Raw genomic sequence first — 24528 nt, forward strand, 5'->3', positions numbered from 1 at the left:
AGAAGCAGAAGGCCAGGGTGACCTGGCCTTTTTTATGCCTGCCGCCCGTCGCCGTATTCAGTGCGCCTTTACCGGCGTAGCGTGGCGGCTCGCCTCCACCAGCATTCGGGTATAGGGCATACTCGCCCGATTGCTCACCAGCGTCGGGACATCCAGCGTCTCCAGCACCTTGCCCTGTTGCATCACCGCCACCCGATGACAGAGGTGCGCCACCACGCCCAGATCGTGCGTCACCATCAGATAGGTCAGGTTATCCTGCTGCTGCAGGTCACTCAGCAGGTTAAGGATCTCCGCCTGCACCGACACATCAAGCGCCGAGGTCGGCTCATCCAGTAACAGCACCGCCGGTTCCAGAATCAGCGCTCTGGCGATCGCCACCCGCTGACGCTGACCGCCGGAGAGCTGGTGGGGATAACGGGTCTGCCAGGCGCGATTTAATCCGACTTTCTCCAGCATAGCGATCACCCGCTGCTGACGCTGGCCGATGCCCTGAATCTGAAGCGGCTCTTCGAGGATATCGCCAATCGTATGGCGCGGATGCAGCGAACCGTAGGGGTCCTGAAACACCATCTGCACCCGACGGCAGCGAGCCCGATCAATGCAGTGCGCCAGCGGCTGGCCGTCAATCTCCAGCGCACCCTGCCAGTGGTTAAACAGTCCCGCCAGGCATTTCAGCACCGTGGTTTTGCCCGATCCTGACTCGCCGACCAGCCCAAAGATTTCGCCCTGGCTGACCTGCAGATTGACGTCGAACAGCACCTGACTGCGGGCGCTCTCCTCACCAAAGCTGAGATTAAGATTGTTGACGGTAATCATGCTTTCTCCTTATTCGGTTAACCAGCTGGCGTGACGTTGTAACACCGGCAGGCGGCTGCGACGGTGATCGAGGTCCGGCAGCGCCGCCATCAGGCCCTGGGTGTAGGGATGCTGCGCCCGATCCAGTTCGCTGGCGGCCAGCGACTCCACGACGCGACCGGCATACATCACCAGCACCCGATCGCAAAAACGGCGCACCAGGTTAATGTCGTGGCTGATAAAAATCAGCCCCAGCCCGCGCGCCTTGACCAGATCGTCGAGCAGCGCCAGCACCTGCAGACGCACCGACACATCCAGCGCGGAGGTGGGTTCATCGGCAATCACCAGCTCCGGTTCGGTAATCAGCATCATGGCTATCATCACGCGCTGCCCCTGGCCGCCAGAAATTTCATGCGGATAAAGCTGATAGACCCGTTCAGGATCGCGAATTTGTACTACCTCCAGCATCGCCAGCGCCCGCTGACGGGCTGCCGCCTGCTGGCCGCGATGATGACTGCGCCACGCCTCGGCAATCTGCTCGCCGACCCGGACCACCGGATTGAGCGAATATTTCGGGTCCTGCATGATCATCGAGATCCGTTTGCCGCGGATGTCGCGCATCCGGGCCGGCGTAGCGTGCAGCAGATCGACATCGCCAAACTGCATCCGGCTGGCCTCAATCCGCGCTTTCGCCGGTAGCAGTTGCAGCAGCGCCCGGCCAACGGTTGATTTACCGGAGCCGGATTCACCCACAATGGCCAGTTTCTCCTGGCCGAGCTGAAAGGATACGCCGCGTACCGCCGGGGTGCTCTGACGTCCGTTAACAAAATTTACGTGCAAATCGCGCACGTCGAGCAACGGCGAAGCGTTACTCACTGCGGGGATCGAGCAGGTCACGTAGGCCATCTCCTAAGAAGTTAAATGCCAGGCTGTTAATCAGAATTGCCAGACCGGGTACGGTGACGACCCACCAGCACTCCAGCATGTAGGTGCGACCACTGGCGATCATCGCACCCCATTCCGGATCGGGCGGCTGCGCGCCGAGGCCGAGAAAGCCGAGGCCCGCGGCGGTGAGAATGATGCCCGCCATGTTCATGGTGATGCGAATAATCACCGACGGCAGGCAGAGCGGGATGATGTGCTTCCACAGCACCCGCAGCGGCGATGCCCCTTGTAAACGCACCGCAGAGATAAAGTCCGCCTGACGCAGCGACAGGGTTTCTGCCCGCGCCAGGCGGGCAATCGGCGGCCAGGCGGTAAGGGTAATGGCGATCACCACGTGCTCCAGTCCCGGACCCAGCGCGGCGACAAAGGCCAGCGCCAGCACCAGGCTGGGAAAGGAGATAAAAATATCGGTGACGCGCATCAGTACGGCATCAACCTTGCCGCCAAAATAGCCGGCGGTCACGCCCAGCAGCAGGCCGAGCGGCCCGACGGTCACCGACACCAGCAGTACGATATAGAGGGTGATACGCGCCCCCCAGACCAGCCGGCTGAAGATGTCACGGCCAAATTCGTCGGTGCCGAACCAGTGTGCGGCACCCGGCGGCATCAGCGCATTGTTGAGGTCCTGGATCAGCGGATGATAAGGGGCGATCCACGGTGCAAACAGCGCCACGATACAGAGCAGCAGCACAATGCCGCCGCCGATGGCGGTCAGCGGATTACAGGCCATGCGCCAGATAAAGTATCCGCTACGGGCAGCGAAACGGCGGCAGCGCGCCAGTCGCTCACGCGTGGTGCTGGTGGCTGGCGCATCTAAGGAAATCGTCATACTTTGGTCCTCGGATCAAACACCTGATAGAGCAGGTCGGAGAGCAGGTTAAGCAGCACGAAAATCAGGCCGACCACCAGTACGCAGCCCATCACCGCGTTCATATCGCCCAGCATCAGGCTGCCGGTCAGATAGGAACCAAAGCCCGGCCACGAGAAGACGGTTTCAATCAGCACCGCGCCTTCCAGCAGTGAACCGTACGCCAGCGCGACCACGGTCAGCAGCTGCACCAGAATATTGCGGAAGGCGTGTTGCCAGATGACTTGCCACTCGGTTAAGCCTTTCACCCGGGCGGTGAGGATGAACTCCTGCGACAGCTGCGCCAGCATAAAGCTGCGCGTCATGCGGCTGATGTAGGCCAGCGAATGAAAGCCCAGCAGTGAGGCGGGTAACACCAGATGATTCAGCGCATTCCAGAATACCTGGCTGTTGGCGGCCAGCAGGGCGTCGATCAGCATAAAGCCGGTGCGGCGTGGCACCACGCCATCCAGGCTGAAGTCAACCCGGCCCGCGCCACCGACCCAGCCGAGATGGGCATAAAACAGCAGCAGGCCCATCATCCCGACCCAGAAGATCGGCGTTGAGTAACCCGCCAGGCTGATCATCCGCACCAGATAATCGATCACGCTGTTACGCCGGGCGGCGGCCAGCACGCCCAGCGGCACGCCGAGGCCGGCACCCAGCACAATCGCCAGCGTTGCCAGTTCAACCGTCGCCGGAAAGACGCGCAGAATATCGTTGACCACCGGCTGACCGGTGAGCAGCGCATGGCCGAGATCGCCGTGCAGCAGCGCATTGAGGTAGATGCCGAACTGGACCCACAGCGGCTTATCAAAACCGAGCTGATGATAAACCTGCTGATAGGTCGCCTGATCGGCATCCGGTCCGACAATCGCCAGCACCGGATCAAGCGGCATCACCCGCCCGATAAAGAAGGTCAGCATCAGCAGGCCAGAGAGGGTGATCAGCACCTGCAGGCCGCGTTTGCTGATGCGACGGCAGTGATTTCGGGTGAGCGTCAGAGTCATTGTGCACCTCCGGCCAGGCTATCAGGGGTTTTCCAGACGTCGCGCAGAAAGGTGGTGGCCGACGGATGGGGCTGATAATCCTGCACCCGGTTGTTGACCACCACCGAATCGAGCATCTGGGAAAGGGGCATCAGCGCCGGCACCAGCTGGTCATAGCGTTGCTGAATGGCGAAATAGGCCTGCTGTTGCCGGGCGATGTCGCGTTCCACCAGCGCGCGATCGATCATGCTGTTGAGTTGCGCATCATAAAAACCGGTGCGCCAGCCCTGGAAATTGGTCAGGCGGGCGCTGTCGGCGTTGTTCGGGTTATAGACCAGTGAACGCAGGCTGGAGTGCGGATGCGGCTCCACGCCGCTGCCGCCGCGGCCGACCAGCAGGTTGAACTGACGATCGCGCATCGCCCCGTAGATCTGATTACCGGTGCCGGTGATGATTCTGGCGCGGATGCCCGCCTGCAGCAGCGTTGACTGAATGGCAATGGCGATATTGAGGAACGGCTGATCGGCCAGCACCCGCAGCGTGGTGTCGAAACCGTCCGGATAACCCGCCTCGGCCAGCAGTGCTCTGGCGCGCGGCACATCCAGCCGGTAGCCGGGATCGGGCAGCGTGGCCGGCATACCCGCCTGAATCGGCCGCTGATGCAGTTCGCCATAGCCGGTCATCAGGCTCTTGTTGATCCCCTGATAATCCACCAGATAACGCACCGCCTCGCGTACCCGGCGATCGCTAAAGTGCGGGTCCTTCATACTCATCGCCAGGTAGTAGAGGGTGCCTCTTCTGACCGCATCAATCGCCAGATCGGGATCGTGGCGCAGGGCGCGGACATCGGGAATCGACATATTACTGGCGATGTCGAGATCGCCTTTTTGCATCATCAGTCGCAGCGTCTGCGACTCCTGCAGATGACGGAACACCACCCGTGACATTTTTGCCTCGCCGCGCCAGTAACCGTCGGCCCGGCTCATGCGCAGCACATCTTTTGCCTGCCAGAGATCCAGCCGGAACGGACCGGAACCCGCTTCATGGGTGGTGAGCCAGCGGTTGCCCCAGTCACCATTGACCTCATGCTGCTGCACCGTTTTACGATCCAGCACCACCATGCTGCCGAGCGCAGCCAGCGAGTAGATCACCAGCTGCGGGTCGTTGGGTTTTGGCAGGGTAATAACCACGGTGCGGGCGTCAGGGGCGGTGATCATCTGGTCAACGTTGTCACGGCTGAACCCGTAGGATTTCCAGACCGACGCCTGCGCCAGATTAAGGTGCAGTACCCGCCGCATCGACCAGACCGCGTCGTCACTGGTCAGCGGGTTGCCGGAGTGAAAAGTGACATTGTCACGAAGATGAAAGGTCAGGGTTGTTTGGTCGGCGCTGACCGACCAGCGTTCGGCCAGCGCCGGACGCACGTCGGTCAGCTGTTTCGGGTTGAGTTCCACCAGCCCGTCATAAAGATTAACCACGATGCCCACCACCTCATTACCGGTCATTGCGGCCGGATCAAGAGTGAGCAGGTTATTCATGTTCATGCCGACGATCAGCTGGTCATCCGGGGTCTTTGCCTGGATTGACGCGCTGCCCGTCAGCATCAGCAGCGTGATCAGCCACGCGCCACATCGTTGTGTCAGGGTCATAGGTAAAGTCCAGCGGGTCAGAGGTTTTCCCGTTTACGACTCTGCCTGCTGCTGGCCAACGGGATGGCAGGCAGCAGGCGGGCGACGGGGTTATTATTGTTTGACGTATTTCGGTAGTGCGATTTACCAGCGGTTCAGCGTGTGCGTCTCGATCCAGCTAAAATTAATGTCCTCACCCAGCCCGGCGCGGGTCGGCAGAGTGACAAAACCCTGTTCATCCATCGGATCGACCAGGCTGTTGAGATAGGCGGGTGGCGTCTCATAGTCGAGGAACGGATGCAGCAGGCCGCGTTCGTACCAGCGGCAGTTGCGGATTGCGCCGACCACCGCCAGGCTGGCGGCACCGTTGCCGTGAACTTCACAGTCCATGCCAAACGCCTCGGCGAGGTTGGCTACTTTGAGGGTGGCAGAGATGCCGCCGACGCCGTTGGCCCCGGCACGCAGAATGTCGCAGGCCCCGGCGCGCACCCAGTCGGCACGGCTGTGATGCTTGCCACCCAGACTCTCCGGGCCGAGGACGTCAATCGACAGGTTCTCCGCCAGCCAGGCGTAAGAGGCCATGCTTTCCTCTTCCATCGGCTCTTCAAACCAGGCGAAGTTGAGTTTTTCCAGCGCCTTGCCGATGGTCAGGGCATCGCTGCGGCTGTACCAGTGGTAGCCATCCAGCATCAGCGCGATATCCGGGCCGACCGCTTCCCGCACTGCGGCGCAGGCTTTGATATCCATCGCCGGGCTGGGGGCAAACGAGACCGGCGGCATCCAGGTGTGCAGTTTGATCGCCTGATAGCCGCGCGCCACCAGTTTTTCAGCGAACTGCGCATACTCATCGGGGGTTGAGAGGCCGCCGTGCAGCTCATCGCCGCACATGGTGCTGCCATAGGCCGGGATTTTTTCCCGATAGCCGCCCAGCAGCTTGTGAACCGGCTGGTTAAGTTTGCGGCCAATCAAATCCCACAGCGCCTGTTCGACCGCCGACAGCGCCCGCTCGGTGAGCTGATGGGCGCTGCCGCGCTGCCAGTGCGCCAGATCCTGCCATAACCGCTCGCGGTCAAAGGCGTTCTGACCGATCAGCACCTTACGAAAGAAGGCATTGACCACATGCGAACGGATCACTTCTGGCGGGGCAAAGGCGTAACCGCAGGTGCCGTCCTCACTGGTCAGGGTGAGCAGCGCCATCTGCGCCTCGTTTTCCGGGCCGGGATGGGAATGTCCGGCGCTGTCGCTGCAGCGTTGGGTCGGGTAGGTAAAGAGAGTGACATCAATCGCGCTGATCTTCACGGCTAAGCTCCTGTGGCTGACGGTCCTGACGATTATTAAAACGTCGTTTCATTTTTCAATCTAACTGCAACATTTTGTTAACGCATTAGCCAAAGCGATTACATTGATGGCGAATATGTGGGCAATCGCCCTGGGCGCTGTGAGCATATTCACGAAAGCCGGCCATTTTGTGAGCAGTGACACAGCCGCTTTCTGGCGTTATCCGGGGAATAAAGGAAGTCAGGCAGCGTTCCATGCGCTGGCGGGCGCAACTTACCCGGCTGATGCGGGCGCTAAAACATTTCCCGTCACCACTTCCCCTGATGCTGTTTTTAAGTGATAGTAACGCCGCTTGACATTAATAATTCTCATTATCATTACTCTGGATGTTAACAATGAAAAAATGGTTTTTAGCGCTGGGGCTAATAACGCTGGCAGGGATGGCGTCAGCCAAAACCCTTACCGATGTGGCAGGTCGTCAGGTTGAGGTGCCGCAGGAAGCAAAACGCATCATTCTGGGCGAGGGACGTCAGATCTACCTGCTGGCTGCGTTTGATACCGACGCGCCGTTTAAGCGGGTGATTGGCTGGCGCGATGATTTTCCGAAAGCGGACTGGGATGGTTATCAGGCCTATGAGCAGCGCTATCCGCAGATCAGGCAGCTACCCACCTTTGGCGGCGCGAAAGATGGCACCTTCAACGTGGAGCAGGCGTTAACGCTGAAGCCCGACCTGGTGCTGATGAACCTGGAGTCGAAAGCGGCCACCGACGAAGGCAAGCTGATTGAAAAGCTGCAGGCGGTGGGCGTACCGGTGGTGTTTATCGATTTCCGTGAATCCCCGTTTGTGAATGCGGAAAAAAGTATCCGCATTATGGGCGAACTGCTGAATAAACCTGAGCGGGCGCAGGCGATTATCGATTTTCGCCAGCAGCAGATTGATCGGGTCACCTCAAAACTGGCCAATTTCACCGGCTACCGGCCAAAAGTGATGATTGACCGGGCTGGCGGCTACAGCGATGAGTGCTGCATGTCATTTGGTAATGAAAACTTCGGTCAGATGGTGGAGATGGCTGGCGGCCGTAACATCGCTAAAGATCTGATCCCCGGTACCTTTGGCACGGTTAACCCGGAGCAGATTATTGCCAGCCAGCCGGATGTGGTGGTGGTGACCGGCGCAAACTGGAAGAACTACAACACCGTGGGTAAATGGGTCGGCGTCGGACCGGGTGCTAATCAGGCAGAAGCCATTGCACGATTGAAAAACCTGATGATGCGGGACGCGTTCAAAACCCTGCCGGTGGCACATAACGGCAAGGCACACGCCATCTGGCATCAGTTCTACGACAGCCCGTATCAGTTTGTTGCGATTCAGGTGCTGGCCAAATGGCTGCATCCCGATCTGTTTGCCGATCTTGATCCGGACGAGACCTTCCGCGCGTTCCATCAGCAGTTCCTGCCGCTGCCGTATCAGCCGGGTTACTGGGTGACGCTGCCCGCCGATAAGTCCTGATCCCCTGGCGGTGACGGCGCTGTCACCGCCCTGATTTTCACTTCCTGCCGAATTAACCCTTCGCTTTTCTTCATGTTTACTAATCTTTTACAGGCGCGAGATCGGTTGTTGCCGGCAGCTTCACGGCTGGCCCGATCCGCTTTCATCGCTAAAATGGAGAGAAACATGCGCAATACCTCGGGAAGATCGGCGTTCGCCGTGACGCTGTACGCTCTGCTGGAGCCGGTGCCGCTGGGCTTTTTTGTCGCCGCCTGGCTGTTTGACATCCTCTATAGCCAGACCTTCGTGCTGTTCTGGACCGATGCGGCCGGCTGGCTGATCGCGCTGGGGCTGGTGCTGGCGATTGTGCCGCGACTCATCGCGCTGGTTTATCTGTTTCGCGGCAGCGACAGCGCAGAAAAGAGCCATTTCTGGCTGTGGCTGGTGGCGATTGTTATCGCCATCGTCAATGCGTTTATCCACAGCCGCGATGCCGCCGCCGTGATACCGCTTGGCGTAACGCTTTCCACGCTGGTGGTGGCGCTGCTGCTGCTGGCGAATGTGCAACTTGCGTTACGTCAGCGTAGCGCTTAAGGAGGAGCCACCATGAAAATGCAGCATAAATCCTTACTGGCGCTCACCCTGACGGCTCTGCTGGCCGGCTGTGATGATGGTGCGCTGGTCGATCCGCAAAAACAGATCGGACCCAACCCGGAATTGCCGCAGGCGCAGAACTTCTTTATGCCGCCGATGCAGGTGCCGGAAGGGACACCGTGGAAAGCGGGCGAGATGCCTGAAGTGGCACAGGGGCTGAAAATCGAGAAAATCGCGGAGAATCTGCAACATCCGCGGCAGGTTTACGTGCTACCGAATAATGACGTGCTGGTCGCCGAATCCAACGGACCGCCGAAGCCAACCACCCGTCCTAAGCAACTGATTATGGGGATTGTGCAGAAGGCGTCAGGCAAAGGCGGTGCCGGCGGAAATCGCATTACGCTGCTGCGTAACGTCAACGGGAAGTGGGAACAGCACCGCTTTATTGAAAATCTGCATTCGCCGTTTGGCATGCAGCTGATTGGCAATACGCTTTATGTCGCCAATGCCGATAGCCTGGTGAAATTCCCGTATCAGGAAGGGCAGACGGAGATTCGTACGCCGCCAGAAGAGGTGACCGAGCTGCCGGGCGGCCCGATTAACCACCACTGGACCAAAGCGCTGTTAGCCAGCCCGGATGGCAGCAAACTCTATGTCGGCGTCGGCTCGAACAGTAACGTCACCGAAAACGGCATTGGTGCGGAATACCGGCGCGCGGCGGTGCTGGAAGTGGACGCGGCCAGCGGGGCCAGCCGTATCTACGCCAGCGGACTGCGCAATCCGACCGGCTTACAGTGGGAGCCGCAGAGCGGCAAACTGTGGGCGATCGTCAACGAACGTGATGAAATTGGTTCCGACCTGGTGCCGGACTATCTGACCTCGGTGCAGGATAAAGGCTTTTACGGCTGGCCCTACAGCTACTTTGGTCAGCATGTCGATAGCCGTGCCGAACCGCAGCGTCCTGACCTGGTTGAGAAGGCGATAAAACCCGATTACGCGCTGAGCTCTCACGTCGCCCCGCTGGGACTGCTGTTTTACGGCGCAGATAACATGCCGCAGTATCGCGGTGGTGCCTTTATCAGCGAGCACGGTAGCTGGAACCGCACGCCGCTCAACGGCTATAAAGTGGTGTGGGTGAAGTTTGAAAACGGCAAGCCGGTCGGACAGCCACAAACGGTGGTATCTGGCTTCCTGACGGAGGATGAGAAGCAGGTGCGCGGTCTGCCGGTTGGCCTGGCCAGCGACCAGCAGGGCGGCGTATTAATCGCCGATGACGCCGGCAACACCGTCTGGCGGATCAGCGCCGCCAACTAATACCGGTATGACGGGCATAAAAAAAGGATTTGGCATGATGCCAAATCCTTTATTTTTTTGTTCGCTACCCGGCTGGTAACCGCGCTGCGAACGAGGTGCTCAGCCCTCTCCACACAGCAGATTGTAAAATGTGCGGCTAAGGATTTCAAGTTTCGCCAAAATACTGTATGTTTATACATGTGTTGAGTGTTGGGCAACGCCTCATTGTCGACTGGCCGCTCCCAGGGGCACGGTTTCCAAAATCCCGGCAGGCATCAGGTGGTGCTGGCCTGTGGCTTTAACCATGAGTGCCGCTCAGCCCTCTCCACAAAGATGTGCTTAGGCGCCCGGCGGGTAGAGTCAAAGCCTCGGTTGCCGAACAGCGCGCTCCTGTTAAAGGAGAAGGAAAGTGATGGAACTGACTAAGCTGATTCTGGATCTCATCCGGGTCATCTTGCAGATCATCGTTGCCCTTATGCAACTGACCGGTCACGCAGGTTAACCGGAACTTGAAACAAGGCGGAGCTAACCACTCCGCCTTTTTTCGCTGTCAACGGGCTGTCATGCTGGCCGGGTAGAGTGTGGCGGCAGCGTGACGCCAGCCCGGTGTCACCTTTTGCCATCGGGAGCCTTATGTCAGAGACCGCCGTTATGCCCGCCAGACTCCAGCAGACCCGGATTGATGAGAGTGTGCGTATGCGTGAAACCCGCATCGGTCAGCAGTGTGAAATTCTGGCGAACTCGACGCTGGAATATTGCGAGCTGGGCGACTTCTCCTACGTCGGGGAGCATTGCAGCATCGCCGATAGCCAGATTGGCCGCTTCTGCGCCATCGCCAATCAGGTGCGCATCGGGGCACCCAATCATCCGATGGATCGCGCCTCTCAGCATCGCTTCACCTACTGCCCGGAATATTACCAGGCTGACGCCACGCGCGATCGCGGCTTCTTCGCTGCGCGTCGGGCCGATCGGGTGATCATCGGTCATGATGTCTGGATCGGTCACGCGGTGATCGTGCTGCCAGGCGTGACCATCGGTGATGGTGCAGTACTGGCCGCGGGCGCGGTCGTGACCAAAGATGTGGCGCCTTACAGCGTGGTGGGCGGCGTACCGGCTAAACCGCTGCGGGTGAGGTTTACCCCGGCGATCGCCGCCAGCCTGCAACGCATTGCCTGGTGGAACTGGCCGCTGGAGAAACTGCTGGCCAACCTGGCGGACTTTCAGCACGGCGATATTGAACAGTTTTGCCAGCGTCACGACGCCCGATCAGCCTGACGTCAGATCAAACGCCTCCCCGGCGTTAACCGAAGAGGCGACCCGTCAGGCGGCGGAGGTTTCCGCTACGTCAGATGACCGGCTCTCCGCCACCAGTGGTTTCTCCGGTTGCAGCAGGGTCATCGCCAGCATACTGCCAAAGGCGATCAGCGCGGTGACGGTGAACATCGCGTTATAGCCATAGTATTCCGCCAGCCAGCCGCACAGCATCGGCGAGATAATTGCCGCCAGGTTGGCGATCGCCAGCGTCATTCCGCTGTAGGTGCCGACCGAGGCTTTGGGTGTCACGTCAATGACCACGGACCAGTAAACATTATTCACCAGCGCATTGAGGGCGTTACCCAGCGTCATCAGAGCAATAATTCCGGCAGCTGATGATACGTAAGGGATCGCCATAAAGCAGCAGGCGGTCCCGCACAGCGTCACGGCGGCAAACAGGTTTCGCGCCAGCCGCAGATTGTTAAAGCGCGCCAGCAGCAGGTCAGCAATGCGTCCGCCCAGCAGTACGGTCAGGCAGGCTCCGCTCCACGGGATCATTGCCACGTACCACAGTGAATGCAGGTCGTAATGGAAATTATCCTGCAGGTATTTTGGCATCCACGTCACCAGGGTAAAGGTGATGTAGAGGAAAGAGAAATAGCCCAGCGCGTTACACACCAGCGTGCGGCTGGTGAAGAAGCGCCACCACGGCAGCGCCACGCCATCGGAGTCGCGCTGCCGCTGACCGTCGCGGATCAGGCTGCGTTCTGCGGCGCTGGTGGCAGGACTGCTCTCCGGGCCGTCACTGAAGGTGCGGGCAAACAGCGCCATCGCCAGCAGCGAAAAAACGCCGAGCAGGATAAACATCATGCGCCAGTCACCGGTCAGCAGCAGCAGCCCGACCGCTATCGGCGCAGTCAGCAGTGCCCCGACCTGGGTAGAGAGCAGGCCAATGCCCAGCGCAAAACCACGCTCGTTATCCGGTGCCCAGTGGGCAATCGCCTTGTTCATCAGCGCATAGGCGGGGCCTTCCGAGAAGCCGAACAGGATGCGCAGGGCGGCAAACCCCATCAGGGCGGAACCGCCAAACAGCGCGATACCCAGCTCACCGGCCCAGGCGGTGGCAATCTCCAGCAGTGACCAGAGCACGCCTGCCATTAACCACACTTTTTTGGTGCCGATGCGATCGGCAAGAAAGCCGCCGCACAGCGAACCAAACAGATAGCCGAAGCCAAAGTAGCCCAGCACTGCGCCCAGCTGAACTTTACTGAAGTGGTACTCAGTGGCAATCGCATTGGCGGCAAACGAGAGCGCGCCGCGGTCGATGTAGTTGATCAGAGCGATCAGGAACAACAGTGAAAATATGGTGTAACGGTAACGGCTGGCCTTCATCTCACTTCTCCTGAATGGGGATAACAGGATCGATAAAGCAAAATGAGTGCCGGAAATGGCGGAAAGGGGAAAAAGGACCGACTTGCCCGCGACAACGGGCGTTTCCCGCTGCCGCATCGGACAGCCGGGATGGAGAATTACCCGGCTAATTATTCGCCTGCGCATCAATCCGGTGCAGTGGCTGCCTGAAAACAGGGAGCGCAGGGAAAACCATCAGGCCGCGCTGTGCTGCGCCAGCGGGCCCTGGGGCAGCGGCACCACCGGGGGTTCGGCCGTTTCGCCGACATGTTGCAGCACCTGCAACTGATAACCGGCATCGGCTACTGCACTCTGTTCACTGAGCAGCACACCCGCTTCATTAACGTTTTTCCCCGCCACTTTCATTTTTGTGGTGGCACTGGCCAGCATCCATTCATATTCAATATCAACGTGACCACTATCAATACAGCGAATGCCATGCTGGCTCAGATCATAGGCCAGTACCGTTGCGGTAGGACCCAATGAAATTAAGACCAGATCATAATCAGAGGCGTGCGCTAATATCGCGGCGAGTAAACGGTCATAAACCGAAAAGGCATTGCGGTTGAGCGTGGTGATGCGTTTAACTTCGCGCGCATCTGCCAGTAAATCATTGCCTAATCCCAGCCGCGTTCCGCTTCCCTCAACAATTAACAGCCGGCGGTCTTTATAGAGTTGCTTAAATTTATCAAATATCGTCTGGGACAATTGTTTAGTTTTATAATCGTGATAAGGACGGGTGACAGAGGTATTACCATACTGGTACTGAGAATTGAGCAGAGAAGCATAATATTTAAAATAAAATGACTTGTGAAAGAACCAGAACAGGGCCGAACCTGAACGCATATTTCGCGTGGTGCGAAAGGCATCCGGCAGGCAGACCAGACAGTGAGGATTTGCCTGCGGTCCCTGTTGCAGCAGCGCTTTTAGCCTGGCCGAAAGCTGCGGGTTAAAAGGCTGAAAACCTATATTTTTATAGTAGGTCATCTCCAGTTCACCATCCCCGTAGCGTGCCAGCGATAATTGCGGGTTCGCTAATAACAGATCGATAGTCTCTTCAATCGACATAACCGAATAACGTTTAACCTGCGCCTGCGCCGCCGGATAACGCATCGCCGCATTGATGAATTTAAACGGGAAACGAAATTTACGATAAATAGCATGTAGTGCGGACATGATTAGCCTGCCTGTTTATCCTGCCACGCAAAGCCTGCTGCGCCCGCAGAGAAGAAGGGGGGATGTGTTTCTATTTATATCACATCATAATTAGCTGCCAAGCTGAGGAATATCTTAAAGCGTTTTTGCGCGGTTTAATTAACAGGGTGGTTAATATTTTTTCGGGATTACGGGATGGCTTGTAAAAAGATTGTGTATTGTAAAGTGTCGGGGTGAGATTAATTAAGACTAATCGCACAGGGCTAACCGGTTGTGCTAATGAATTATTTTTCAGCTTTATTTTGCAATGCGTAAATCCCGCATTGGATATTCCCGCCGCGGCATAAGATTTATAGCCACCACACGGCACTCCACTGATTACTATTTTTTGACATTCCTCTTCTGCGCCGTATCGCCCCCGGACCGGAGTTGCTGAAGCAAAATTTGTCTGTTTAATCTTCACCTTTGAACAAAAGGTGCGGTCTGTTTTGCCCAATGATTAATTTTTTGTGATGAATGTCGCGGTTTTACCGCTTCGGAAAGTAAAAAAAGCAGCCGTTACGCTATCACAGAGTGTGAGATTAATAAGTCAGTCTAATGTCTTACCTTTCGACATGTTTTTACATATTTCTTACGTTAGTTAAAATCCCGTTGATTTTATGTTTTCAAATTTGATTTTCTACCGCCGCTAATGACCCGAGGATGGATCATGATTAACAAAATTACCAGTGTAATCATGGCGATATTTGCTATTGCCCTGATTTACATGGGAGGACAACTCCTGCTGGTGGGAGGCAGTGCATTCTATGCGCTGATCGGCGTGGGCGTTCTGCTCAGCGCTATCCTGCTGTTTATGAACAAGCGCAGCGCGCTGACGCTCTATGCGCTGCTGATGTGGATCACCCTGTTCTGGATTATCTGGGAAGTGGGCTTTGATAAATGGCAGTGGATCCCGCGCGGTGACCTGTTTGGCGTGCTGGGCGTCTGGCTGGCCCTGCCGTGGGTGGTTCGTCCACTCTATCAGGGGCAGCGCCGCTTCCATCCCTTCCTCGGCGGTACGGTTGCGCTGATGGTCGTGCTGGTGATCGGCCTCTGTTTCTACGATCCGATCCCTCAGCAGGGCACCATCAATAACGCCCGGACGCCGGCAGCCAGCAACGGCGCGGCAGACGAGTGGAGCGCTTACGGCGGAACCCCTGACGGCCAGCGCTTCTCGGCGCTGAATCAGATCACCAAAGATAACGTGAAAGATCTGGAAGTGGCGTGGACCTATCATACCGGCGATCTGCGTCAGAGTGATGATGCCACCGAGTACACCTTTGAAGCGACGCCGCTGAAAGCCAACGGGATGCTCTACTTCTGTACGCCGCATAACGAAGTGCATGCGCTCGATCCGGAAACCGGTGCGGTGAAGTGGAAAACTGCGCCGGATAAAAACCGCTCCTATCTGCAGCAGCACCAGACCTGTCGTGGCGTCAGCTACTTCGACGCCGGTCAGCAGGCGCAGCAGCAGAGCAGCACCCAGCCGGCGATCTGCCGCAAGCGTATCTTCAACGCCACCACCGATGCCCGCCTGATTGCGCTGGATGCCGATACCGGTAAAGCCTGCGCCGACTTCGGTGACAACGGCGTGGTGGACCTGCGCGCCAACATGGGCGAGCTGCGTCCCCATGCGCTGATGCAGACTGCGGCACCGCTGGTGGCAGGCAATCTGGTGATTGTTGGCGGCTCGGTGATGGATAACGGTTTCAACACCGGCAACCCATCTGGCGTGATCCGTGCCTACGATGCGATCACCGGTCGCCTGGTGTGGAACTTCGATCCGGCTAATCCGGCCAATACCGCACCGGTTGATGCGGCCGCCACCTATCCGCAGGATACGCCGGTAGCCTGGGCGACCCTGAGTGCTGACCTGAAAAATGGTCTGGTCTATGTGCCGTTTGGCAACGCTTCGCCGGATGAAGTCGGCATCGAACGCGATCCCAATAGCAACACCGAGAAGTTCCGCGATGCGCTGGTGGCGCTGGATCTGAAAACCGGTGCCTTCAAATGGCGTTATCAGAGTTCGAACCACGACCTGTGGGATCGTGATAACCCTTCACAGCCTTCGCTGATTGATATCGACTATCAGGGCAAGTCACAACCGGCGGTGATCCTGCCGACCAAAACCGGCAACCTGTTTGTGCTGAACCGTCTGACCGGCGAACCGGTTTATCCGGTGGAGCAGGTTAAGGTTTCCACTGACGGCATCAAAGGCGAGCAGTATGCCGCCACTCAGCCGGTCTCCAGCCTGAACTTCATTCCGCAGCCGCTGACTGAAAAGTCGATGTGGGGGATCACGCCGTTTGACCAGATGAGCTGCCGGGCCAGTTTCCGTGAGCTGCGTTACGACGGTAACCCGTGGACGCCGCCAACTGAGAAAGGCTCGCTGATTTTCCCGGGCAACATCGGGGTCTTCAACTGGGGCTCAGTGGCCGTCGATCCGCAGCGTCAGATGCTGATTGCTGCGCCGGTCCGTCTGGCTTACAAATACAACCTGATCAAGCGCACGCCGGAAACCGAAACCCAGCGTACCTTCAGTAAGGACGGCACGCCGTACTGGAATGAAAACTTCCACGGCGACTATGCGATTCACATCCAGCAGCTGGCTTCCGGCCTGGGCATTCCGTGCATCGCGCCACCGTGGGGACGCATGGTGGGTGTCGATCTGAAAACCGGTAAAACCGAATGGCTGCGTCGGGTGGGTAACACCAAAAACCTGAAAACCAGCTTCCTGCCGGGCCGTTTCCCGATCGGTTTCCCGATGGGGATGGTGGCACACGGCGGTCCGTTACTGACCGCGGGCGATCTGGTGTTCCACGGGGCGACGGCGGATAACTTCTTCCGTGCCTATGACAGCACCACCGGTGAGCTGCTGTGGCAGACCGAACTGAGCGCAGGCGCACAGGCCACGCCATCTACCTTCATGGGTAAAGATGGTAAGCAGTATGTGGTGATTGCCGCGGGCGGACACGGTTCGCTCGGCACCACGGCGGGCGACAGCGTGGTCGCTTTCCGACTGAAGTAACCTGACAGGCTGAGCGCCAGTGGCTGGCGCTCAGCTTTCCTGATTTTCTTTCCCCCGTTTTTCTCTTCGCCGCTTCGCCGGACCTTCCCACTTAACGCCTTGTTTCTTCATGCTTTCCTGTGATTTCTCTCCGCATCTGACTTAATAACATATCGAAACTATTTCGTGATGGCTCTCTCAGTTTGACGATTATCCCGCCCGGAGATGCTTGCGCGCCAGAGCACAGAGAGTAGATTAATGTATAACTTCACAAATAATCGTGAATACGGAAAGTACATCACAAGTCGCTATCTGAAGGATTGATCCTCATGTCCGAACTGAAATTTGCCACCCGTCTTAACTCCTTCGCCTCGGGCGCTCATCTTTACTGGCCCGATTTGCAGGGCAAACCGTCGGTACTGCAGATGATTGCCCGCGCCGGGAAGGTTAAAGGCTTGACCCATCTCGATCTCAATTTCCCGCAGCACCTTACCTGCGACATAGCCACGCTGCGTCAGGCGATTGCTGATGCCGGTCTGGCGGTCAATGGGATGCAGATGCGCTGGGATGCCCCGCAGTTCAAAATCGGTGCCTTTACCCATCCCGATGCGAAAGTCCGTCGTGAAGCAATCGAGCTGACTAAGCGCGGCATTGATACCGGCCGGGAGTTTGGCTCACGGCTGATGACGCTGTGGATGGGGCAGGATGGATTCGATTACTGCTTCCAGGCGAATTACAAAAAAATGTGGGAAGACGCGGTCAGTGCGGTGCGTGAAGTGGCGGACTATGCGCCCGACGTCGACGTCAGCATTGAATACAAACCCAACGAGCCGCGTGCTTACAGCATTTTCCCTAACGCCACGACCTGTCTGCTGGCGGTGGAGGAAGCGGGCTCTCCGAACCTCGGCATTACGCTCGACTTCGCCCACGTACTGTTTGCCAATGAGATCCCGGCTTATGCCGCGGCGATGGTAGCGCGCCGTTCCCGTTTGCTGGGGCTCGATCTGAACGACGGCTGGGGTAAACGCGATGACGGGCTGATGGTGGGCTCGGTGAATCCGCGCGCCACGCTGGAGTTTCTCTGGCAGATGCAGCGTGACGGCTACAGCGGTGCGTACTACTTCGATACCTTCCCGGACGCCAGCGGACTCGACCCGATTCGGGAAGCGGAAAGCAATATCGCCACCGTCACCCGTTTACTGAAATTGTGTGAGCAACTGGATGACAACGCAGCATTACAGGCGGCAATCGATCGTCAGGATGCGGTGGCTTCACAACAGATCGTCAATGACATCATGCTGGCACGCTAACGGTCACACCGCCGGTAAAAAATAAAAAAACCTCTACCCAACACCCAGAGAAGAAAGGTCATCGTATGAAGAAACTCCTGCTTGCCGTCATTGCTTCCTCACTGCTGTGCAGCACCGTCTATGCGGCGGAACTGGCACCGCTGCAGTCCGACACCGAACCGGATCGCACTGACTGGACCCAGCTTGATACTAAATATGGCGCTCTGCCAAAAGTGGACAAGACGCTGAAGATTGGTGGGGTATCGAAAACCCTGACCAATGAATACTGGCGCTCCCTCGGCCAGGGTTATCAGAACGTGGCGAAAAAATATGGCTTCACCGTTGCGTATCAGGCGGCAGCCAATGAAGATGATCAGCTGGGTCAGCTGTCGATCGCCGAAACCCTGATCTCCCAGGGCTTTAACGGCCTGCTGGTTTCCCCGCAGACCGACATCAACCTGGAGCCGGCGCTGGAAACGGCTAACAGCAAGAATATCCCGGTGGTTAACGTCAACGATGCGGTGATGCCCAACGCGCGCTACTACGTCGGTAACGTGCAGAAAGACAACGGCGTGCGGGTAGCGAAATGGTTCATTGAACACCATCCACAGGGCGGCAAAGTGGCGGTGATCGAAGGGCAGCCGGGCGTCTATGCCGCCGGACAGCGTACCCGTGGCTTTAAAGAGACCTTGCAGGCCAACGGCAAATTCACCCTTGCCGCCAGCGTACCGGCCAACTGGAGCCGCGAGCAGGCCTTTAACGCCGCCTCGACCATTCTGCAACAGCATCCGGACCTGATTGGTTTCTACGCCAACAACGACACCATGGCGCTCGGCGTGGTGGAAGCGGTGCGGGCGCAGAACAAAGCGGCACAGGTGGCGGTGTTTGGCACCGACGGTATCTCCGATGCGTACGCCTCGATCAAGCGCGGTGAGCTGACCGGCACGGTGGACAGTTTCCCGGTGCTGACCGGCGAAGTGGCGATGGACGTGATGATTCGGCTGATTAACGGCCAGAAACTCTCGCGGGTGATCTCGACGCCGCAGGCGCTGATCACCAAAGAGAACGTCGAGGCCTTTTCGACCAAAGACAACAGCCGGTTGCGTCAGTTACTGACCCAGCAATAAGTCAGGCGGAGCGCGTATGGAACAGAATCGTTTAATGATGCGTGGCATCAGTAAAACCTACGGCAACGCCGCCGCGCTGCAGAGCGTCGATTTTTCAGTGCGGCCTGGCGAAGTTCATGCCCTGATTGGTGAGAACGGCGCCGGGAAATCGACGCTGCTGAACATCCTCTCTGGCGTGCGGGCGGCGGACAGTGGCGAAATCAGCGTTAACGGTCAGCCGGTGCAGATGAAGAATCCACTCAGCGCCCGTCACGCCGGTATTGCGATGATTCATCAGGAGTTACAGCACGTTCCGGAACTCTCGGTGGCGCAGAATATGTTTCTCGGTCGCCCGCTGACCCGAGCCGGTGGCTGCTGGGTGGATAAATCGGCCCAGCTGGCGCGGGCCACGCTGATCCTGAAAACGCTGGACCCGAGTATCGATCCCAACACACCGATTAAGAATCTCAAGGTGTCGCAGCAGCAGATCGTTGAAATCGCCCGGGCGCTGCTCGATGACGCCAAAATCATCGCGATGGATGAGCCGACCTCCAGCCTGACGCCAACCGAATTTGACCGGCTGGCGGAGCTGATTGCCGATCTGAAATCGACCGGCGTCTCACTGATCTACGTATCACATAAGATGAATGAGATTTTCCGGGTCTGTGACCGCGCCACCATCATGCGCGATGGCAGGCAGGTTGGGGTGGTCAATATCTGTGATGAGAATGAAGAGAGCATCGTTGCCAAAATGGTCGGGCGTAAGATCGACAAACTCGATCACCAGGCCTTCGTCAGTGACCGCGAGGTGCTGCGGGTAGAGAACCTCGGACGTGGCAATGAGGTGGTGGCGGCGAACTTCAGCGTGCGGGCCGGTGAAGTGCTGGGTATTGCCGGTCTGGTCGGTGCAGGTCGTACCGAGCTGCTGAAACTGATTGCCGGTATCGACAAGCGCACCAGCGGCACGGTGAGCGTGAACGGCACCGCCGTGAAAAATCACAACGTGCGGGCCGCCATTAAAGCGGGCATCGGTCTGGTTCCGGAAGACCGGAAAAAAGAGGGCATCATTAAGGAACGGGCGGTGAAGATGAATATGGCGCTGCCTTCGATGCACCATTTCACCTTCGGCGGCCTGCTCAGTCAGGTGCGGCTGAACCGCAAAGCGCAGACGGTGATGGGCGATCTGAAACTGCGCCCGCTGGATATCGAAAAAAGCATCGGCACGCTGAGCGGCGGGAATCAGCAAAAGGTCATTATTGGCCGCTGGGTAGCCGCCGACGCCAGGGTGTTTCTGTTTGATGAGCCAACGCGCGGTATCGATATTGGCGCCAAGTCTGAAATTTATCACTTAATTGAAAAACTGGCCCAGGCAGGCAAGGCCATTGTAGTGGTCTCATCCGAAATGACCGAAATCATGCGGATCTCCGACCGGGTGCTGGTGATGCGCGAAGGGCGAATTACCCAGGAGTTAACCGGTAGCGCGATCACCGAAGAGAATATTGCCCGCTTTGCCATTAAAGAGATTGACCAGACCGCCTGACCTCTTATCGGACTCTATTAAAGGTTATAACTATGATGACTCAGACCACCACGCCGGCGGGTGTACGCACGCCCGCGCTGCTGAAATTTAATCTGCGCGATGCTGGCACCTTAATTGGATTATTAATCATCGTGGTGACATTTTCATTTCTGTCGCCGGTCTTTTTTACCCTGCCGAATCTGCTGAATATTCTGCAACAGTCCTCAATTAACGCCTTAATTGCGCTGGGGATGACGCTGGTGATTATTTCCGGCGGTATCGATCTCTCGGTTGGTCCGAGCGCGGCGCTATCGGCGGTGCTCGGCGCAACCCTGATGGTGTCGGGCGTACCGGTGCCGCTGGCGATCCTCGCCACGCTGGGCGTGGGGGCGCTGTGTGGTCTGTTCAGCGGCACCCTGATTGCCTATGCGGGCCTGCAACCTTTTATCGTCACGCTGGGCGGCCTGTCACTGTTCCGCGCCATTGCGTTGATCTACACCGGCGGCAATCCGATCTTTGGTATTCCGCTGGAATTTCGCAGCCTGATCAACAGCACGCTGTTCGGTATCCCGACGCCGATTGTGATTGTGGCGGTGATTGCGCTGCTGCTGTGGACTGTGATGAATAAAACCCCGCTGGGGGAATATATTCTGGCAATTGGCGGTAATGAAGAGGCGGCGCGGGTTGCCGGTGTCCCGGTGAAGCGCACCAAAGTGACGGTCTATATCTTCTCCGGCCTGCTGGCGTCACTGGCATCGCTGATCCTGATTGGCCGACTGGGTGCAGCCGAGCCGACCATTGGTAACCTGTGGGAGCTGGATGCCATCGCGGCGGCGGCGATTGGCGGCGCCTCATTGATGGGCGGCAAAGGCAGCATATTCGGCACGCTTATTGGGGTGATTATCCTCGGTGCGTTACGTAATGGCTTGACCTTACTGAACATTCAGGCCTTTTACCAATTGCTCGCTACCGGCCTTATTATTATCATAGCGATGTTGATTGACCGGGCGACCCGAGGCAAGTAATGAAGCAAGATCCGCGAGCCATTGGTGCTCAGATTCGTATGCGTTTGCCCCAGCTGACGCCGTTAGAACGCCGTGTTGTTGAGGCGATTATCGCCAGAACCGATATTACCGAGCAGTCGTCATTAAAAGAGATTGCCGGAGAGAATAATGTCTCTGAAGCGATGATTGTTAAGATCACTAAAAAACTTAACTTCACCGGTTTCCGGCATTTCAGAAGCAGCCTGATTTATTACAACCAGTCTGAGGTGGCGGGATTGCATGCGGAAATTGAGCCGGATGACTCGTCGGAACAATTGCTGGCAAAAGTATTCAGAACCTCTATTCAGGCGATCGAAGAAACCTTATCGATTCTGGATGTCTCTGAATTTAATCGCGCGGCAGACATTATCTATAAAGCACGGCATATCGATCTTTATGCCGTAGGCGGCTCGGCCGCCGTTGCGCGCGATCTTTCGCACAAGATGCTGAAGATTGGCATTAAGTCGACGGCCTACGATGACGCCCATATTATGCTGATGTCAGCCGCGGTGTTATCTGATGACGATGTGGTTATCGCTATCAGTCATTCGGGTGCCACGCGCGCGGTGAACGATCCGGTAAAACTGGCGGGACGGAATGGCGCGAAGGTGATCGCCATTACCAACTATGCCGAATCGCCGATTGCCCGCAGCGCGCATGTGGTCCTCAATTCAACGTCTCAGGGATCGCATCTGTTAGGGGAAAACGCCGCGTCACGCATCGCCCAGCTCAATATTCTGGATGCGCTGTTTGTCGCTATCGCGAAAAAAGATTTAAAGCGGGCGGAAAAAAACCTGATGAAAACCCAGCATGCGGTTCAGGATCTGCGGGAATTTTAGCTATGAGCAAAATTGCAGTCACCGGCAGTCTTCATTATGACATTATGCTGGACGCGCCCCATCGTCCGGAGAAAGGCGAAACGGTGATGGGCACTGCCTGTCACTATAAGTTTGGCGGCAAGGGCGGCAATCAGGCGGTGGCCGCGGCCCGCGCGGGCGCAACGGTGCGCTTTGCCGGGGCAGTGGGCAGCGATCCACAGGGCCACTTTCTGCGCGATCATCTGCTTCAGGCGGGTGTGGATTGCGCCGCCGTTACCATCATTGATCATCTGCCGTCGGGCATGAGCGTGGCGATTACCGATGCCGAAGGCGATTATGGCGCGGTAGTGGTCTCTAACGCCAATCAGCACATTGCGCTGTCGGCTTTTGAGCAGCCCGCCTTCTGGCAGGACGTGACGATGCTGGTGCTGCAAAATGAGGTGCCGGAAGCGGTCAATCTGCGGGCGGCGCAGGCGGCCAGGGCACGCGGCATAGCGGTGTGCGTTAATGCCGCGCCGGCCAGAACGCTGTCAGCGGCGTTCGAGAGCTGTATTGATCTGCTGGTGGTGAATGCGATTGAGGCGCGTGATATGTGTCAGATCAGCGTGCAGGATCTGGCTTCAGCGCGGGCTGCGGCCGAGGCGCTGAGCAGACGCTTTGCGCGGGTGGTAGTCACGGCAGGCGAACATGGCGTGGCGTATAGCGAGGCGGGCGAAACCGGCAGTCTGGCGGCGCAAAAAGTGACGCTGGTCAGCACGCACGGTGCGGGCGATTGCTTTGTCGGAGTGTTGTGTCAGCAATTAAGCGACGGGGCGACGCTGGCGGCTGCGGTGGGTGAGGCGAACCGGGCGGCGGCAGAGCACGTTTCGCGGCTGCCACACTGATTAGCGGGCGTGCAGCGCCAGTGACGCTGCACGCTTTACCTCAGGACGCGACTTTCACCACGGTCTTACCGAAGTTTTTGCCGTTCAGCATATCGATAAACGCCTGTGGCGCATTCTCCAGCCCTTCAATCATATGCTCGCGATAGTGGATCTTTTTACTCTCCACCAGCGGACGCATCGCTTCAAGGAACTCCGGATAGCGGTCACCGTAATCCTGGAAGATGATAAAGCCCTGCATACGAATGCGGCGTTTCAGGATACCCGCCATGATCAGCGAGGTTCTGTCCGGGCCAGCCGGCAGCTCGCGCTGGCTGTAGGCGGAAACCAGACCACAGACCGGCACGCGCGCCGCGGTATTCAGCAGCGGGAACACCGCATCAAACACCTTACCGCCAACGTTTTCGAAGTAGATATCAATGCCATCCGGGCAGGCATTTTTCAGCTGCTGTTCAAAATCGGCGCTGTGGTGATCGAGACAGGCATCAAAGCCCAGCGTTTCCACCGCGTAACGGCATTTCTCTTCTCCGCCTGCGACACCCACAACCCGGCAGCCCTGCTGTTTACCCAACTGGCCAACGGTTGCGCCGACCGGTCCGGTGGCCGCCGCGACGACCAGGGTTTCGCCCGCTTTCGGCTGACCGATATCCATCAGCCCCATGTAGGCGGTAAAGCCCGGCATCCCGAGAATGCCCAGCGCCCATGACGGATGTGGCAGGTCATTGCCCAGCTTCGCGATCTCTTTGCCATCCGAGACGGCATATTCCTGCCAGCCGCTTTGCGCCAGCACCCAGTCACCGCTCTTAAAGTCACTGTTTTTTGAGTCGGCGACCTGACAGACGGTACCGCCGACCATCGGCTGATCCAGCTCGGCGGGCGCGGCGTAAGATTTTCCCTCATCCATCCGGCCACGCATGTAGGGGTCGAGCGAAAGATAGACGGTGCGCAGCAGCACTTCGCCTTCTTTCAGTTCCGGGATGGGCTGCGCCACATAGCGAAAATTCTCTTTGGTCGGCTCGCCATGCGGGCGAGAAGCCAGTAACCATGCGTGATTCTGGCTGGCGTGTTCAGTCATGCTGTCATCCTTTTATTGCGGGCAATGCGCAGTGCATTGCCGGGTGAACGTCGACAAAGTGTAGATGACATCT

The 24528-nt window shown here is 57.8% G+C and carries 20 protein-coding genes; 11 read left to right on the top strand and 9 right to left on the bottom strand.

The window, feature by feature from the left end; all coding sequences use genetic code 11:
* Positions 1-57 precede the first annotated feature (57 nt).
* From WFK59_RS05305 to WFK59_RS05330, 6 genes are all read right to left on the bottom strand, one after another.
* A complete protein-coding gene (locus tag WFK59_RS05305; protein WP_336755213.1) occupies positions 58-816 on the bottom strand; it encodes an ABC transporter ATP-binding protein in 759 nt (252 codons plus the stop codon).
* Between the two features lie 9 nt (positions 817-825).
* The gene (locus tag WFK59_RS05310) at positions 826-1692 is read right to left on the bottom strand and encodes an ABC transporter ATP-binding protein (RefSeq protein WP_233984324.1); all 867 of its coding nucleotides are present in this window, start codon (positions 1690-1692) and stop codon (positions 826-828) included.
* Positions 1664-2569, bottom strand: coding sequence for an ABC transporter permease (locus WFK59_RS05315; RefSeq protein ID WP_336755215.1), 906 nt, complete (start codon positions 2567-2569; stop codon positions 1664-1666). Before WFK59_RS05315 ends, WFK59_RS05310 begins: the two co-directional genes overlap by 29 nt.
* Complete coding sequence (locus WFK59_RS05320; RefSeq protein WP_336755216.1) at positions 2566-3597, bottom strand: ABC transporter permease; 1032 nt, start codon at positions 3595-3597, stop codon at positions 2566-2568. The genes WFK59_RS05315 and WFK59_RS05320 overlap by 4 nt, the downstream gene beginning before the upstream one ends.
* Positions 3594-5225 carry an ABC transporter substrate-binding protein gene (locus WFK59_RS05325; RefSeq protein WP_336755217.1) on the bottom strand — a complete coding sequence of 544 codons (1632 nt, stop codon included), beginning with the start codon at positions 5223-5225 and terminating at the stop codon, positions 3594-3596. The genes WFK59_RS05320 and WFK59_RS05325 overlap by 4 nt, the downstream gene beginning before the upstream one ends.
* A 123-nt stretch (positions 5226-5348) precedes the next feature.
* The gene (locus WFK59_RS05330) at positions 5349-6503 is read right to left on the bottom strand and encodes a mandelate racemase family protein (RefSeq protein WP_233984320.1); all 1155 of its coding nucleotides are present in this window, start codon (positions 6501-6503) and stop codon (positions 5349-5351) included.
* 374 nt (positions 6504-6877) lie between these two features.
* On the opposite strand from WFK59_RS05330, the gene WFK59_RS05335 reads away from it, so the two are divergent.
* The 4 genes from WFK59_RS05335 (at position 6878) to WFK59_RS05350 (ending at position 11134) form a co-directional block, all read left to right on the top strand.
* Entirely contained in the window at positions 6878-7993 is a 1116-nt protein-coding gene (locus tag WFK59_RS05335) for an ABC transporter substrate-binding protein (RefSeq protein WP_336755219.1), read from the top strand.
* 165 nt (positions 7994-8158) lie between these two features.
* Positions 8159-8566: a hypothetical protein gene (locus WFK59_RS05340; RefSeq protein ID WP_233984318.1), complete on the top strand. Its 408-nt coding sequence runs from the start codon at positions 8159-8161 to the stop codon at positions 8564-8566.
* 12 nt (positions 8567-8578) lie between these two features.
* Positions 8579-9880, top strand: coding sequence for a PQQ-dependent sugar dehydrogenase (locus tag WFK59_RS05345; protein WP_233984317.1), 1302 nt, complete (start codon positions 8579-8581; stop codon positions 9878-9880).
* Positions 9881-10492: 612 nt separating this feature from the next.
* Positions 10493-11134 (top strand): DapH/DapD/GlmU-related protein, encoded by a 642-nt coding sequence (locus WFK59_RS05350; protein ID WP_336755220.1) that lies wholly within the window; start codon positions 10493-10495, stop codon positions 11132-11134.
* Between the two features lie 45 nt (positions 11135-11179).
* Here WFK59_RS05350 and WFK59_RS05355 read toward each other — a convergent pair whose 3' ends face one another.
* Both WFK59_RS05355 and WFK59_RS05360 read right to left on the bottom strand, forming a co-directional pair.
* Positions 11180-12505 (bottom strand): MFS transporter, encoded by a 1326-nt coding sequence (locus tag WFK59_RS05355; RefSeq protein ID WP_233984315.1) that lies wholly within the window; start codon positions 12503-12505, stop codon positions 11180-11182.
* A gap of 213 nt (positions 12506-12718) precedes the next feature.
* Complete coding sequence (locus WFK59_RS05360; RefSeq protein WP_233984314.1) at positions 12719-13699, bottom strand: GT-D fold domain-containing glycosyltransferase; 981 nt, start codon at positions 13697-13699, stop codon at positions 12719-12721.
* Positions 13700-14387: 688 nt separating this feature from the next.
* On the opposite strand from WFK59_RS05360, the gene WFK59_RS05365 reads away from it, so the two are divergent.
* From WFK59_RS05365 to WFK59_RS05395, 7 genes are all read left to right on the top strand, one after another.
* Positions 14388-16745 carry a membrane-bound PQQ-dependent dehydrogenase, glucose/quinate/shikimate family gene (locus tag WFK59_RS05365; RefSeq protein WP_233984313.1) on the top strand — a complete coding sequence of 786 codons (2358 nt, stop codon included), beginning with the start codon at positions 14388-14390 and terminating at the stop codon, positions 16743-16745.
* A 308-nt stretch (positions 16746-17053) separates the two neighbouring features.
* On the top strand, positions 17054-18034 hold the full coding sequence (locus WFK59_RS05370; RefSeq protein WP_233984312.1) for a TIM barrel protein: 981 nt from the start codon (positions 17054-17056) through the stop codon (positions 18032-18034).
* A gap of 65 nt (positions 18035-18099) precedes the next feature.
* Positions 18100-19140: a sugar ABC transporter substrate-binding protein gene (locus tag WFK59_RS05375; protein WP_336755222.1), complete on the top strand. Its 1041-nt coding sequence runs from the start codon at positions 18100-18102 to the stop codon at positions 19138-19140.
* 16 nt (positions 19141-19156) lie between these two features.
* Positions 19157-20659 (top strand): sugar ABC transporter ATP-binding protein, encoded by a 1503-nt coding sequence (locus tag WFK59_RS05380; RefSeq protein WP_233984310.1) that lies wholly within the window; start codon positions 19157-19159, stop codon positions 20657-20659.
* 32 nt (positions 20660-20691) lie between these two features.
* Entirely contained in the window at positions 20692-21663 is a 972-nt protein-coding gene (locus tag WFK59_RS05385; protein WP_233984309.1) for an ABC transporter permease, read from the top strand.
* Entirely contained in the window at positions 21663-22520 is an 858-nt protein-coding gene (locus WFK59_RS05390; protein WP_233984308.1) for a MurR/RpiR family transcriptional regulator, read from the top strand. The genes WFK59_RS05385 and WFK59_RS05390 overlap by 1 nt, the downstream gene beginning before the upstream one ends.
* A gap of 2 nt (positions 22521-22522) precedes the next feature.
* Complete coding sequence (locus tag WFK59_RS05395; RefSeq protein WP_233984307.1) at positions 22523-23383, top strand: PfkB family carbohydrate kinase; 861 nt, start codon at positions 22523-22525, stop codon at positions 23381-23383.
* A 40-nt stretch (positions 23384-23423) separates the two neighbouring features.
* On the opposite strand, the gene WFK59_RS05400 is transcribed toward WFK59_RS05395, so the two are convergent.
* Positions 23424-24455, bottom strand: coding sequence for an NADP-dependent oxidoreductase (locus tag WFK59_RS05400; protein WP_233984306.1), 1032 nt, complete (start codon positions 24453-24455; stop codon positions 23424-23426).
* Between the last annotated feature and the right edge of the window lie 73 nt (positions 24456-24528).

Origin of the sequence: Pantoea sp. USHLN298, assembly GCF_037149395.1 — a bacterium.
Classification (GTDB): Bacteria; Pseudomonadota; Gammaproteobacteria; order Enterobacterales; family Enterobacteriaceae; genus Pantoea; species Pantoea astica.

Bases quoted from the DNA above. Each gene is read 5' to 3' on its own strand.
- WFK59_RS05345 (WP_233984317.1), top strand. From the start codon at position 8,579: ATGAAAATGCAGCATAAATCCTTACTGGCGCTCACCCTGACGGCTCTG.
- WFK59_RS05355 (WP_233984315.1), bottom strand. From the start codon at position 12,505: ATGAAGGCCAGCCGTTACCGTTACACCATATTTTCACTGTTGTTCCTG.
- WFK59_RS05360 (WP_233984314.1), bottom strand. From the start codon at position 13,699: ATGTCCGCACTACATGCTATTTATCGTAAATTTCGTTTCCCGTTTAAA.
- WFK59_RS05370 (WP_233984312.1), top strand. From the start codon at position 17,054: ATGTCCGAACTGAAATTTGCCACCCGTCTTAACTCCTTCGCCTCGGGC.
- WFK59_RS05395 (WP_233984307.1), top strand. From the start codon at position 22,523: ATGAGCAAAATTGCAGTCACCGGCAGTCTTCATTATGACATTATGCTG.
- WFK59_RS05385 (WP_233984309.1), top strand. From the start codon at position 20,692: ATGATGACTCAGACCACCACGCCGGCGGGTGTACGCACGCCCGCGCTG.
- WFK59_RS05375 (WP_336755222.1), top strand. From the start codon at position 18,100: ATGAAGAAACTCCTGCTTGCCGTCATTGCTTCCTCACTGCTGTGCAGC.
- WFK59_RS05335 (WP_336755219.1), top strand. From the start codon at position 6,878: ATGAAAAAATGGTTTTTAGCGCTGGGGCTAATAACGCTGGCAGGGATG.
- WFK59_RS05350 (WP_336755220.1), top strand. From the start codon at position 10,493: ATGTCAGAGACCGCCGTTATGCCCGCCAGACTCCAGCAGACCCGGATT.
- WFK59_RS05305 (WP_336755213.1), bottom strand. From the start codon at position 816: ATGATTACCGTCAACAATCTTAATCTCAGCTTTGGTGAGGAGAGCGCC.
- WFK59_RS05340 (WP_233984318.1), top strand. From the start codon at position 8,159: ATGCGCAATACCTCGGGAAGATCGGCGTTCGCCGTGACGCTGTACGCT.
- WFK59_RS05315 (WP_336755215.1), bottom strand. From the start codon at position 2,569: ATGACGATTTCCTTAGATGCGCCAGCCACCAGCACCACGCGTGAGCGA.
- WFK59_RS05325 (WP_336755217.1), bottom strand. From the start codon at position 5,225: ATGACCCTGACACAACGATGTGGCGCGTGGCTGATCACGCTGCTGATG.
- WFK59_RS05320 (WP_336755216.1), bottom strand. From the start codon at position 3,597: ATGACTCTGACGCTCACCCGAAATCACTGCCGTCGCATCAGCAAACGC.
- WFK59_RS05365 (WP_233984313.1), top strand. From the start codon at position 14,388: ATGATTAACAAAATTACCAGTGTAATCATGGCGATATTTGCTATTGCC.
- WFK59_RS05390 (WP_233984308.1), top strand. From the start codon at position 21,663: ATGAAGCAAGATCCGCGAGCCATTGGTGCTCAGATTCGTATGCGTTTG.
- WFK59_RS05400 (WP_233984306.1), bottom strand. From the start codon at position 24,455: ATGACTGAACACGCCAGCCAGAATCACGCATGGTTACTGGCTTCTCGC.
- WFK59_RS05380 (WP_233984310.1), top strand. From the start codon at position 19,157: ATGGAACAGAATCGTTTAATGATGCGTGGCATCAGTAAAACCTACGGC.